Genomic DNA, 13237 nt, shown 5'->3' with positions numbered 1-13237 from the left:
CGTGCTCATGGGCGCCTCACGCAAGTCGCCCATCCGACGGCTGATCTCGTGGGCTCAGCCCAGACAGCCCATCCGATGGCTGATCTCCCGCGCGCCCTTCACCAACAACGGCGCGAGTTCGTGAACGCGTTCCTCCGTGAAGCGGTACGCCGGCCCCGAGGCGCTGAGGGCGGCCACAACCTCGCCGTCCCGGGCCCGGATCGGGGCGGCCACGGCGTGCAGCCCGACCTCCAACTCCTCCAGCGTCACGGCGTATCCGCGCTCGCGCGCCTGGGCCAGGTCCTCATCCAGCTTTGCCCGGGAGGTGAGTGTGCGCGGCGTCAGCCCCTTCATTCCGGACTTGCCGCTGGACTCCATCAGGTACGCGGTCCCAGGTTCTGCTGGCCCACCTGTCAGAGAAGGAGCGCGATGCCGTGCTGCCGGCGGTTGACCGCGAAGTGCTCCTGCAGGACAGCGATGTTGACGGTCTCGCCGATCTCCTCACTGACCCCCGCCTCGCCGCGCTGGGCGAGGATCTCCAGGACGCTGACAGCACGGTCGACGGACTGCACGCCGGCCGACAGATGTACGACCGCTCCCTTGACAACCCCTGTGCCACACAGAAACCATGTTGCGTATAGCGATCGAGGTTGTGTTATGCGAGACAACACCGGTCAGGAACCCGCATGAGCAGCAGGAGACCGCCGATGACCCTGTTCAACACGCCCCTACACGAGCTCGACCCGGAGATCGCCGCGGCGGTCGACGCCGAGCTGAACCGGCAGCAGTCCACCCTCGAGATGATCGCGTCGGAGAACTTCGCCCCGCTCGCGGTCATGGAGGCGCAGGGCTCGGTCCTGACCAACAAGTACGCCGAGGGCTACCCGGGCCGGCGTTACTACGGCGGCTGTGAGCACGTCGATGTCGCCGAGCAGATCGCCATCGACCGGATCAAGGAGCTGTTCGGCGCCGAGTACGCCAATGTCCAGCCCCACTCCGGTGCCTCGGCCAACCAGGCCGCCCTGTTCGCGCTGGCCTCGCCCGGCGACACGATCCTGGGCCTGGACCTGGCGCACGGCGGCCACCTCACCCACGGCATGCGGCTGAACTTCTCCGGCAAGCAGTTCAACGTGGTCGCCTATCACGTGGACGACGCCGGTCTGGTCGACATGGCCGAGGTGGAGCGCCTGGCCAAGGAGCACCGCCCGAAGGTGATCATCGCCGGGTGGTCGGCGTATCCGCGGCAGCTGGACTTCGCGGAGTTCCGCCGGATCGCCGACGAGGTCGAGGCGTTCCTGTGGGTGGACATGGCGCACTTCGCCGGTCTGGTCGCGGCGGGGCTGCACCCCAACCCCGTGCCGTACGCCGATGTGGTCACCTCCACGACCCACAAGACGCTGGGCGGGCCGCGCGGCGGGATCATCCTGGCGAAGAAGGACTTCGCGAAGAAGCTGAACTCGTCCGTGTTCCCGGGCTTCCAGGGCGGCCCCCTGGAGCATGTGATCGCGGCGAAGGCGGTGTCCTTCAAGGTCGCCGCGAGCGAGGAGTTCAAGGAGCGCCAGCGGCGTACGGTGGAGGGTGCGCGCATCCTCGCCGAGCGTCTGACCGCCGCGGACGCCCGCGAGGCCGGGGTCAACGTGCTCTCCGGTGGCACGGACGTGCATCTGATCCTGGTGGACCTGCGTGAGTCGGAGCTGGACGGGCAGCAGGCCGAGGACCGTCTCCACGAGGTCGGCATCACGGTCAACCGCAACGCCGTCCCCAACGACCCGCGCCCGCCCATGGTGACGTCGGGCCTGCGCATCGGCACCCCGGCGCTGGCCACCCGCGGCTTCACGGCCGAGGACTTCGCCGAGGTCGCGGACGTCATCGCGGCGGCCCTGAAGCCGTCGTACGACGCCGAGGCGCTCAAGGCCCGGGTCAAGGCCCTGGCCGACAAGCACCCGCTGTACGCCGCCCGGTAACCGACCCCCTCCCGCAGGGGCGTGCCCATGACCCGTCGGCACATCCCTCCCGTCCCACGGAGCATGGCGTGGCAATCAGCGTCTTCGACCTGTTCTCCATAGGCATCGGACCGTCCAGTTCGCACACCGTCGGACCCATGCGTGCCGCCGCGCTGTTCGCCGCCCGGCTGAAGACGGACGGCCTGCTCGCCCAGACCGTCGCGGTCCGCGCGGAGCTCTTCGGCTCCCTCGGTGCCACCGGCCACGGTCATGGCACGCCCAAGGCGGTGCTGCTCGGCCTGGAGGGGAACGAGCCGCACACGGTCGACGTCGCCCAGGCCGACCTGGACGTCGAACGCATTCGCGGGACCGGACGCATCCGGCTGCTCGGCGCGGAGATCGGGCCCGCCCACGAGATCGAATTCGACGCCTCGACCCACCTGGTCCTGCACCGGCGGCGATCGCTGCCGTACCACGCCAACGGCATGATCCTCTTCGCGTACGACGCCGACGGGGCGCCGCTGCTGGAGAAGACGTACTACTCGGTGGGCGGCGGCTTCGTCGTCGACGAGGACGCGATCGGCGCCGACCGCATCAAGGTCGACGACACCGTCCTGGCGTACCCGTTCCGCACCGGCGACGAGCTGCTGCGCCTGACGAAGGAGACCGGCCTGTCGATCTCCGCGCTGATGCTGGAGAACGAGAAGGCCTGGCGCACCGAGGACGAGATCCGGTCCGGGCTCCTCGACATCTGGCGGGTCATGCAGGCCTGCGTCGCCCGCGGGCTGGGGCGCGAGGGCATCCTCCCCGGCGGTCTGAAGGTCCGCCGCCGGGCCGCCGCTGCCGCCCGCCAACTGCGCGGCGAGGGCGACCCGTTGGCCCGCGCGATGGAGTGGGTGACGCTCTACGCGATGGCCGTGAACGAGGAGAACGCGGCGGGCGGCCGGGTCGTCACCGCGCCCACCAACGGGGCCGCGGGCATCATCCCGGCCGTTCTGCACTACTTCGTCAACTTCGTGCCGGGAGCCGACGAGGACGGCGTCGTCCGCTTCCTGCTCGCCGCCGGTGCGATCGGCATGCTCTTCAAGGAGAACGCCTCCATCTCCGGCGCCGAGGTCGGCTGCCAGGGCGAGGTCGGCTCGGCCTGCTCGATGGCCGCGGGCGGTCTCGCCGAGGTGCTGGGCGGTTCCCCGGAGCAGGTGGAGAACGCGGCCGAGATCGGCATGGAACACAACCTCGGCCTGACCTGCGACCCGGTCGGCGGCCTGGTCCAGATCCCGTGCATCGAACGCAACGGCATGGCCGCGGTGAAGGCCGTGACCGCCGCGCGGATGGCCCTGCGCGGCGACGGACGGCACCACGTCTCCCTCGACAAGGTCATCAAGACCATGAAGGAGACCGGCGCCGACATGAAGATCAAGTACAAGGAGACCGCCCGCGGCGGCCTCGCCGTCAACGTCATCGAGTGCTGAGGCCGGGGCGTCCGGCATGCCCGGCCCTTCGGTGACCGCTGCCGCGTTGGCTACGGCGGACGTGTACACGTCGGCCCAACGCCAAAGCCAGCGCCCATGCGAGCGCCGGCTCCAGCCCGTGTCCTCAGGGCGGCAGGGCCTGTCACCGCCCGGTCAGCCGGCAACGGCCGACCGGGCGGGAGCATGTTCGGCCCTGCGGCCGTCGACGGCGTGCTCGATCTCGGCGAACACCCGCCCGCTCTTCTCCCCACCCGCACGCCGCGACGGCCGCGAGGTACCGGCGCCCACCACGGCGGGCGCGGACAGCGCGAACCAGACGACCTTTCCGTCGTCGCCCTCCGGGCGCACCCCCCAGCTCTCACTGACGGCGGCCACCATCGCGAGCCCACGTCCACACGTGGCGAGCGAGTCGTCGTCCGTCATGGTGTCCACGGCCGGCAGACGCGGGTCGTGGTCGTGCACCGAGACCGTGAGCCGGTCGAGCAGCAGCTCGATCTCCACGGTGCACATCTTGTCGGGCTGGGCGTGCCGGTGGACGTTGGTGAGCAACTCCGTCACACCGAGCGCAGCTCGGTCTATGAGGGGGTCCAGATGCCAGTAGCGCAACTGCGCAGAGACGATTCTGCGGACCTGGCCGATCCGCGACGGCAGGGCTTGCAGCTCCACCGTGCAGTGCCTGCTTGGGTGACTGATCACGGCTGCGACTCCCCGACTGAAGAGGTCCGGAAGAACACGGAGTTCGGATCGATCCAGCAGGGTGCCTGGTGAAACGGCCGCCTGCTGCCATGCCCGGCGGGCTGGTTCGCAGCGTTATCGCCGGTAAACCCAGAGTGACGTGAGAACAGCGTGGCTCAAGGGGTGAGGTGCCGCAACTCGCGGTGGCTCACCGATTGCGTCCCGCAGCCTTCCGTACCGCCTCGATGAACCGGCGCGCCGCCGGTGGCCCCGGCTCGCCCGGAGCGGGGTCGTGGTCGCCGAGCGTGAGCAGGTACCGCTTGCCGTTGAGGTCGGCGAGCGCCCGGTCGTCGGCGGCGAACCAGGGCTTGGAGGCGCGCACCGCCTGCACCGGCGCGCTGTCGATCTCGCTGCCGTAGCTGGTGAGCAGTTCCAGTCGGCCGTCGCTGATCCGGACCTGACCGGCCCGGGTGAGGGAGCGCAGCCGCTTCCCGATCCGCACGCCCGTGGCCTTGAACTCCGGTTCCGCCATGTCTCCCCGCCCCCTAGTGCGCCCTCGTCGGGCCGGCCCGTGACCGGCTGTCTGCGTGATCCAGTGTGCCCCCCGTGGGGACCCGCGTCCCGTCCGGTGAAGTCTGCCCGCACCAGGCGTCGAGCACCAGTGCGCATGAGGCGCTCGCTCCGGGCGCCCGGAGCACTCGTCCGAATGCGCCCCCGGGGGCGCTGCGAAGCGTGCCCTACAGGGTGGCCTTTGGGGTGCTCAAAGGTGTGTTTATGCAGGTGAGAAGCGTGCGGAAGGTGTTTATGATCGATGGCGTCGACAGCGCGGTCCGCCGTCGACGCCACCTCCTTAGGAGCATCGCTGTGAGCACTCCCCAGCAGTCCCGGACGGGCGAGACCCTCGACACCCTCGACGTCGACCGCAGCGACGCGACCTACCGCGACTGGCTGAAAGAGGCCGTCCGCAAGGTCCAGGCCGACGCCAACCGCTCCGCCGACACGCATCTCCTGCGCTTCCCGCTGCCCGAGCGGTGGGGCATCGACCTCTACCTGAAGGACGAGTCGACCCACCCGACCGGCAGCCTCAAGCACCGACTGGCCCGCTCGCTGTTCCTCTACGGCCTGTGCAATGGCTGGATCAGGCCGGACCGCCCGGTGATCGAGGCGTCCAGCGGTTCGACGGCGGTCTCCGAGGCCTACTTCGCCGGGCTGATCGGGGTGCCCTTCATCGCCGTCATGCCGCGCACGACGAGCGCCGAGAAGATCCGCCTGATCGAGTTCCACGGCGGGCAGTGCCACTTCGTGGACGACTCGCGCAAGATGTACGAGGAGTCGGCCCGCCTCGCGGTCGACACCGGGGGCCACTACATGGACCAGTTCACCTACGCGGAACGGGCCACGGACTGGCGCGGCAACAACAACATCGCCGAATCCGTCTTCCGCCAGCTGGAGTTGGAGCGGTTCCCGGAGCCCGCGTGGATCGTGGCCACGGCCGGCACCGGCGGCACCTCGGCGACCTTCGCCCGGTACGTCCACTACACGCAGCGGGACACCCGCATCTGTGTCGCCGACCCGGAGAACTCCTGTTTCTTCGAGGGCTGGACCACCGGCGATCCGGACGTCACCTGCGACTGCGGCTCGCGTATCGAGGGCATCGGCCGGCCGCGCATGGAGCCGAGCTTCGTGCCCGGTGCCGTCGACCGGATGATGAAGGTCCCGGACGCGGCCAGCGTCGCCGCCGTCCGCGCGCTGGAGAAGGCGATCGGCCGCAAGGCGGGCGGTTCGACCGGGACCGGCCTGTGGAGCGCGCTGAAGATCGTCGCCGAGATGGTGGCCGAGGGACGGCAGGGGAGCGTGGTGACGTTGCTGTGCGACCCGGGCGACCGCTACTTGGACAAGTACTACTCGGACGCGTGGCTCGCCGAGCAGGGCCTGGACATCACGCCGTACAGCGCGGCGATCGACTCACTGCTGGAGACCGGCGTCTGGCCCTGCTGAGGCCTGTTTCGTCAGCCGCCGGTCCAGGGCGGTGGCCGCGTCCCGGAACGCGCGCCCCAGTCCGGGCGCGGCGAGCTTCATGGCGAGGCGGTAGGCGGCGGTGCCGTCCGTGGCGAACGTCCAGCGCACATGGGTGCCGGTGCCCGAGGGGGCGAGCCGCCACTCCTCGACGAGGGTCCGGACGCCGGGCACATTGGCGACGTCCACGCGGTAGGCGTACACCTCCGGCTCCTTGGCCGCGATGATCGTCTCCTGGAAACGCCCGCCGCCCCTGAGGTGTATCTCGCGGGTGGTGCCCTCGCCGGTGGGCCGGGCCAGCGTCACCGCGGCGAACCACTCCGCCCAGCCCGGCACATCATCGGCGAGCGCCCGGAAGACCTGCTCCGGAGGGGCGGACATGTCCCGTGCGAAGACCAGCCGTACGGGTGCCCGCTCGACGAAGTCGAGCCCCACCTCGCGCAGTTGGTGCGCCATGGCCCCACCCTCCTCGTAGTGAACGGAGGGTGTCACCGTAGCTGACGCACCATCAACTGTCTGTACCGGTTCAGGCCTCGCCGGCCACCACCAGCCGCCGCAGATGCTCGGCGACCTCCTCGCGCGCCGCCGTCGGCAGCCCCGCGTCCGTCACCAGCGTGTCGACCTGCTCCAGCGCCGCGAACGAACTCAGGCCCACCGTGCCCCACTTGGTGTGGTCGGCGACCACCACGACCCGGCGCGCCGACTGCACGAGGCGGCGGTTGGTCTCCGCCTCCGCGAGGTTCGGCGTGGACAGACCGGCCTCGACCGATATGCCGTGGACACCGAGGAAGAGCACGTCGAAGTGGAGCGCCGCGATCGCCTGGTCGGCGACCGGGCCCACCAGCGAGTCGGACGGGGTGCGCACACCGCCGGTCAGTACGACCGTCGCCGCGCCCTGCCGTGGGCCCGAGGTGCGCTGCGCCGCGTGGAACACGTCGGCCACGCGCACCGAGTTGGTGACGACCGTCAGATCCGGCACGTCCAGCAGATGATGGGCCAGCGCGTACGTCGTCGTACCGCCCGACAGGGCGATCGCGCTGCCCGGCGCGACCAGTTCGGCCGCCGCGCGCGCGATGTCCTCCTTGGCCGACAGCTCCAGACCCGACTTGGCCTCGAAGCCCGGCTCGTGGGTGCTCGCCTCGACGACCGGCACCGCGCCGCCGTGCACCTTCTCCAGGACGCCCTGCCGGGCCAGCGCGTCGAGATCGCGGCGCACCGTCATGTCCGACACGCCGAGCTTGCGCGTCAGCTCGTTGACCCGGACGCCGCCGCGGCGCCGCACCTCGTCCAGGATGAGGGCGCGCCGCTGCTCCGCGAGGAGGTTCTGATTCTCACTCACGTACGCTCCGGTCCTTTCGCCGCATTCCGTTCGACACGCCCGGCGCACCGGCTCCCACCAGCCCGCGGACGTTCCATCCTCGCACGGGACGGTACGGGTCGCGGCACCGACTGTCACGACGCGCGCATGTCACCTTCACCCCGTCGTCACCCCGTCTGTCACACGGATCGGGGAGATTCCGTGACGAGGGGTGCACGAGCCCGTCCCGGCGGAGATCCTTGAGCCCGCACCGGCACATGCAGACGCCGCGTCACGGGGGTAGAGCGAAACAGTGGAACGTGCGCAGGAACGTGCCTCGACGACCGGCTCCGCCCTGGAGCTGCTGGTCCACGGGGTGGGCGGGACGACGCCCGAGAAGATGCTCGACGATCCGCGGACCGTACGGATCACCGGCGACGACACGGCGGCCGTCTTCCGGCGCGCCGAGGACGTCGACGCCGACACCGGACGACCGGAGGGGCGCGGCGAGGAGCCGGTGCCGGAGGCGTACGTCTGGTGCAATCTGACCTCCGGCAACTCCTCCCGCGCGCTGTGGCTGTTGCTGCTGCCGTTCATGGTGGTCAACCTCGCCCACTGGATGCGCCCGAGCGCCCGCGGCCGCACCCGGACGGTCCGCCTGTACGGGCTGCTGGTGCGACTCGCCGCCCTGACCTTGACGGTGCTGCTGGTCGCGGCGGTCTGCGAGGTCGCCCTCGACCTGACCGCATGGCAGTGCGCGGGCACGCGCGCGTGCGCCGACCGGCACACCTGGCTGGGCTTCCTGTCCCCGACCGTCTCCGACGGCGGCTGGTGGAGCCGCCCCGGCCGCCGCATCGCCGTCGCCGCCCTGCTGCCCGCCGCGCTGACCGGCCTGCTGTGGTACCTGTCCCACCGCACCTGGAACGCATACGAGTCCCAGCAGCCCCTGACCCACCCGGCCGAGCACGACGAGGACACCGCCCGCACCGCCCTCGGCCGCCCCGGTTTCTGGTACGGCCGCCGGCTGGTGGCCCGGCTGCGCGCCGCGCACACCGCCGCGGCCCTGCTCACCGTCGCCGCGGCCGTCGCCTCGGCGCCGGCCGGCTTCGACCGCCGCACGGGCGGGCCAGCCGCGCTCGACACGCTCGGCCGGCTGCTGCTCCTGGCGATCGCCGCCGGCGGGGCGGTCGTCGTCTGGGTGGTGTGCCGCCGAGGCCGCACTGAGCACCGCCTCGACCGGGAGCTCGACGAGCATCTCGTACGACGTCTGCCGCTCGCCGCGCTCGGGCTGCTCCTGCTCACCCTGGTGTACGCGGGCTGGGAGCGGCCGGGGTGGGAGTCGCGGGGGCGGCTGCCGGGCGACGCGACCTTCGGCGGCATCGCCCTGACCCAGGGGCTGATCGTGATCGTCCTGGCCGTCGTCGCCCGGGTCCTGCACCGCACGCACCCCGACCCGCGGGCCGCGATGCGCGGCCTCGGCGGCCCGGCGGTCGCGATGCTGGCCTGCGCGCTCGGCGGGGTGATGTCCGGCGGGGTCTCCCAGCGGGTCGCCGACTGGCTGGACGGCACCGGCGCCTCGATCCCCGGCCCGCCGGTCCTGCTGACCTGGCAGGCCTCCGTCATCCCGGCGCTCCTCGTCGTTCTGGTCGTGCTCGGTGGCTGGCTGGGGCGGCGTGCCTGGCGGCTGCGCCGGGCCGAGCTGACCGCCATCGACACCGACTACCCGGGAGAACCCAAGGACCGGGCCCGCTCCCGCGGCATCGCCACCGCCCGCGCCCTGGCCACCCTCACCGACCGGACCCCGCGCATCCTCGGCGTCACCTCCGCCGTCACCCTGTTCCTGGGCGCGGGCGCGCTGGTCGGCGCGATGACGACGCAGAAGGTGCCGGCCGAGGCGGCGGGAGACTCGTACGCCTTCCTCCAGGGGGCCGCCGACACCTCGCAGGCGCTCGGCTCCTGGCTGATCGGGTTCGGCTTCATACTCTTCGTGACCTGGGGCAGGCGCGCCTACAAGGACCCCTCCGCGCGCCGCACCATCGGCATCCTGTGGGACGTCGGCACCTTCTGGCCGCGCGCCGCCCACCCCTTCGCGCCGCCCTGCTACGCCGAGCGCGCGGTACCCGACCTCACCTGGCGGGTGGCCACCTGGACCCGCGCCACCGGCGGCCGCCTGGTGATCTCCGGGCACTCCCAGGGCAGCGTCCTCGCCGCCGCCGCGGCCTGGCAACTGACCCCCGCCGACCGCCGGCGGGTCGCCCTGCTCACCTACGGCTCACCGCTGGAACGCCTCTACGGCCGCTGGTTCCCCGCCCACTTCGGACCGGCCGCCCTCAGCGCCCTCCACCACGACGTCGCCTGCTGGCGCAATCTGTACCGGCCCACCGACCCGATCGGCGGCCCCATGCGCCTGTCCGGCGACTGCGGCCCCGAGGTCGACCACGAACCCCTCAAGGACCCCCTCGCCTACGGCCGCACCGAGCAACACCCGCTGCCGGCACCGATCCTCGGTCACTCCGACTACCAGGCCGACCCGGCGTTCGCGCAGGAGCGGGCGAAACTGCTGGCGAGGCTGCGACCGGACGTACCGGCGCAGCGGTAGCGCCAGGTCAGGGGAGTTCCGGCAGGTCCTCCGCGAACAGCAGCGTCAGGTCGTCCTTGCTCGGCTCCTCGACCTGGGCGACCCGGCTCGCGTGCCGTTCCACCATCGCCTCGAAGGTCTGCCGGGCGGTGCGGCCGTTGCCGAACGCGGGGCCCTTCGGGATCGCCGTGAAGTACTTCAGCAGGGCCTCCGGCGCACCCGGCGCCAGCCGGTACTCGTGCTCGTCCGCCTGCTGCTCGACGATCCTCAGCAGTTCGTCGGGCGCGTAGTCGCCGAAGGTGATGGTCCGCGAGAAGCGGGACGCCACACCGGGGTTGACCGACAGGAAGCGCTCCATCTCGGCCGTGTAGCCCGCGACGATCACGACGACCGCGTCCCGGTGGTCCTCCATCAGCTTCACGAGCGTGTCGATGGCCTCCTTGCCGAAGTCACGGCCGGAGTCCTCCGGGGACAGCGCGTACGCCTCGTCGATGAACAGCACGCCGCCGCGCGCCTTGTCGAAGGCCTCCTGGGTGCGGATCGCCGTCGAGCCGATGTGCTCGCCGACCAGGTCGACGCGGGACACCTCGACGAGATGACCCTTCTCCAGCACACCGAGGGAGGCGAGGATCTCGCCGTAGAGCCGGGCGACGGTGGTCTTGCCGGTGCCGGGGGAGCCGGTGAAGACCAGATGCCGTTTGACGGACGCCGCCTTGAGGCCCGCCTGCTGCCGGCGGCGGCCGACCTCGATCATGTCGGTGAGCGCCCGCACCTCGCGCTTGACGGACTCCAGGCCCACCAGCGCGTCGAGTTCACCGAGGACGGCCTTCGAGGTGCGCGCAGGCTGCTCCGGCTCGGCGGGGGTGACCAGCGGTTCCTGTTCGGTGGTGCGCTGCCCGGGGATGCTGCCGAGCAGGCCGGGGGACTGGCTCGCCGTCAGCACGGCGGTCTCCACAGCGGCAGGGGGCCGCAGGCCCGCGCTCTCGTCGCTCGTGCAGTCCTCGACGATCGGACCCGTGCCGGAACCGGTGTCGGGCCCCGCGTCCGCGAACTCGTAGCCGCCGCGCGCGCACCGCTCCGTACGGCACTTGCGCAGGGTCGCGCGGCAGCCGTCTATGACGTGGAAGCCGTAGCCGGAGCTGCCCGTGACACGGCAGTTGAGGAAGCTGCCCCGGCCGCCCGCGGAGACGTAGAAGCCGGCCTCGGCGGGGGAGTCGACCGTGCAGCGCTCGATGGTGGGGTCGGCGCCCTTGGTGACGATCACGCCCGTCTGTGTGCCGTCCACCGTGCAGTTGTTGAGGGTGCCGCCGCTGCCGTGGTCGCGGAACCAGGCGCCGGTCGCGGCGTCGCGGATCCGGCAGTCGTCGAGCTGGGCGGTGGCGCCGTCGCTCACCGACACGGCCGTGTTGCGCACCTGGGAGAGGTCGCTGTCGACCACGTCCGCGCGGGAGCCGCGGTCGAGGACGAACAGGGCGTCCGGAACGTCGTGCACCCGGCAGGAGTCCAGCACCGCGGTCGCGCCGTCGCTGACCCACACCGCCGGGTAGTCGCCGGTGCTGTCGAAGATCTCGCACTGGTTGGCGTCCACGCGGGTGCCCGGGTCCCACACCGACAGGCCGTTGCGCCCGAACTGACGCACCGTCGTGCGCGTCAGCGTGAGGACCGAACGCGAGCGCAGGTCCACCGCGTTCTCGGGGATGTCGTGGATGCGGCAGTCGGCCAGGGTCAGCACGGCGTCCGTGTCGAGGGTGACCCCGTCGGCGGTGGTGCGGTGCACATCGCAGTCGGTGAGATGCGCGGTGGCCCGGCCCGTGACCTGGACGCCGCTGCCCCGCACCTCGTAGACCTCGCAACCCACCGCTTCCAGCGCGGAGTTCTCGCCGGTCGCCGAAAGCCCCACCCCCGAGGCGTGGTGCACCCGGCAGCGCTCCAGGCGCGGGTGGCCGCCGCCGCGGACCGCGACACCGGCCTGACCGGCGGCGACGACCTCGCACTCCTCGAACACCCCGCCCCCGCCGTCGAGTACGGCGATGCCGACGCCGGCCGGGTTGTCGACCGTGCAGCGCCGCACCGTCGGGCGGGCGCCGCCGCGCACCTCGATGCCGGCCGCGGACCGGGTGACGATCCGGATGTCCGTCAGCTCCGGGGTGCCCTCCTCGACGAGCAGCGCCGGTGCCGCCGCGTCCTGGCCCTCCACATGCAGGTCCTGCACCACGGCCGAGGCCCGCACGGTGAGCGGCACCCCGTCCAGCGGCGCGATCCGCACCGAACCGGGCGAGCCCTCGGGGCCACGCAGGGTCACCGGCCGCTGCACGACGAGGTTCTCCCGGTAGGTGCCGGGGGCGATGGTGAGGACGTCGCCGTCGGCCGCGGCCTCCAGGGCGGCGGCGAGCGACGCGTACTCACCCGTGCGGCGCCGCCACCGCGATGTGCCGGTGTGCGTCACCTGGACCGTGCCCTGTGCCATGGCGTTGCTGTGCCCCCACCTCGTGGTACGCGGGTCTGGATGCCGAATGCCTCGGCCGGTCCACCGTAGCGTGCGTGCGGGTGGTGGGTTGACCAGAGTGGGAAGGCGGTCAGCTGCCGGTCCCGGTCCTGCCCCAGTCCGGGCCCGCCTTGGCCCAGGCCTGGTCCCAACGGGCGTACCGGCGACGGACCATGCGCCAGACGATCACCCGCCTGCTGCCCTCGACGAGACCGATGCCGAGCAGGGTCGCGCCGACCCCGGCCAGCACCGCGTGCGTGGTGGCGGTCGCGGAGTCCAGGGGGCGGGCCACTATGCGGCCGTGGGCGTCCGTCCATATCGCGAACCGGTCGCCCCGGTGCGGGTGTTTGAGGTTCGCCAGCGCCGGGCCGTGCTGCGCGGTGCCGTCCGGCGCGGTCCAGTCGGCGAGGACGCGGCTGCGCAGATCCCTGCCGGTGGTCGTCTCGGGATCGGCGTCCAGCGGGGAACGGCCCAGCACGCGCGCCACGGTGGCCGTGACCTCATGGCGGGACGTCTGCTGCTGCCGGACGGACTGCTGCAGGGCGTCCTGGGCCACGCCGCCGACGACGGCGCCGACCAGCGGTGTGACGACCAGGATCAGCAGCAGTGCCGCGAGTGCGACCCAGGCCTCGGCGAGGTCGGTCGCACGGCGCAGCGGATTGTGCCGCCAGCGCCAGAGTCCGCTGATCGCTCGCACCGTCCGCACCCCCTTCCCGTTCCGTGATAACTCTCGGGACGGCAGATCACCCGCGGAGCCGGGCGAAGAGAGAGGGAAATCACCCGCGCCGGGCC

At 71.9% G+C, this 13237-nt stretch carries 10 protein-coding genes and 1 pseudogene; 4 read left to right on the top strand and 7 right to left on the bottom strand.

The genetic code is table 11. From position 1 onward, the window contains the following. Positions 1-54: 54 nt before the first annotated feature. Positions 55-602, bottom strand: a pseudogene (locus CRP56_RS46620) (IclR family transcriptional regulator). An 84-nt stretch (positions 603-686) separates the two neighbouring features. Here CRP56_RS46620 and glyA point away from each other — a divergent pair. Continuing rightward, positions 687-1943 carry a serine hydroxymethyltransferase gene (gene glyA, locus CRP56_RS04535; protein WP_097260452.1) on the top strand — a complete coding sequence of 419 codons (1257 nt, stop codon included), beginning with the start codon at positions 687-689 and terminating at the stop codon, positions 1941-1943. 68 nt (positions 1944-2011) lie between these two features. Then, on the top strand, positions 2012-3394 hold the full coding sequence (locus tag CRP56_RS04530; protein ID WP_097260450.1) for an L-serine ammonia-lyase: 1383 nt from the start codon (positions 2012-2014) through the stop codon (positions 3392-3394). Between the two features lie 153 nt (positions 3395-3547). On the opposite strand, the gene CRP56_RS04525 is transcribed toward CRP56_RS04530, so the two are convergent. Together CRP56_RS04525 and CRP56_RS04520 are read right to left on the bottom strand one after the other, a co-directional pair. Beyond that, positions 3548-4090, bottom strand: coding sequence for an ATP-binding protein (locus CRP56_RS04525; protein ID WP_097260448.1), 543 nt, complete (start codon positions 4088-4090; stop codon positions 3548-3550). A 187-nt stretch (positions 4091-4277) separates the two neighbouring features. Further along, on the bottom strand, positions 4278-4601 hold the full coding sequence (locus CRP56_RS04520) for a hypothetical protein (RefSeq protein WP_059196871.1): 324 nt from the start codon (positions 4599-4601) through the stop codon (positions 4278-4280). A 332-nt stretch (positions 4602-4933) separates the two neighbouring features. Here CRP56_RS04520 and CRP56_RS04515 point away from each other — a divergent pair, with 332 nt between their 5' ends. Continuing rightward, on the top strand, positions 4934-6067 hold the full coding sequence (locus tag CRP56_RS04515; protein ID WP_097260446.1) for a PLP-dependent cysteine synthase family protein: 1134 nt from the start codon (positions 4934-4936) through the stop codon (positions 6065-6067). Here CRP56_RS04515 and CRP56_RS04510 read toward each other — a convergent pair. Continuing rightward, positions 6035-6541 (bottom strand): SRPBCC family protein, encoded by a 507-nt coding sequence (locus CRP56_RS04510; protein WP_097260444.1) that lies wholly within the window; start codon positions 6539-6541, stop codon positions 6035-6037. The genes CRP56_RS04515 and CRP56_RS04510 overlap by 33 nt on opposite strands. 70 nt (positions 6542-6611) lie before the next feature. Then, the gene (locus tag CRP56_RS04505) at positions 6612-7424 is read right to left on the bottom strand and encodes a DeoR/GlpR family DNA-binding transcription regulator (protein WP_097260442.1); all 813 of its coding nucleotides are present in this window, start codon (positions 7422-7424) and stop codon (positions 6612-6614) included. A 271-nt stretch (positions 7425-7695) separates the two neighbouring features. On the opposite strand from CRP56_RS04505, the gene CRP56_RS04500 reads away from it, so the two are divergent. Then, on the top strand, positions 7696-9981 hold the full coding sequence (locus CRP56_RS04500) for a hypothetical protein (RefSeq protein ID WP_097260440.1): 2286 nt from the start codon (positions 7696-7698) through the stop codon (positions 9979-9981). Positions 9982-9988: 7 nt separating this feature from the next. On the opposite strand, the gene CRP56_RS04495 is transcribed toward CRP56_RS04500, so the two are convergent. Next, positions 9989-12427 (bottom strand): right-handed parallel beta-helix repeat-containing protein, encoded by a 2439-nt coding sequence (locus CRP56_RS04495; RefSeq protein WP_179850950.1) that lies wholly within the window; start codon positions 12425-12427, stop codon positions 9989-9991. A gap of 109 nt (positions 12428-12536) precedes the next feature. Continuing rightward, on the bottom strand, positions 12537-13142 hold the full coding sequence (locus CRP56_RS04490) for an Rv1733c family protein (protein WP_097273720.1): 606 nt from the start codon (positions 13140-13142) through the stop codon (positions 12537-12539). Positions 13143-13237: the final 95 nt, after the last annotated feature.

The organism is Streptomyces sp. TLI_55 (genome assembly GCF_900206255.1).
Classification (GTDB): Bacteria; Actinomycetota; Actinomycetes; order Streptomycetales; family Streptomycetaceae; genus Streptomyces; species Streptomyces aquilus.
This window is presented reverse-complemented; position numbering and strand designations above follow the sequence as displayed.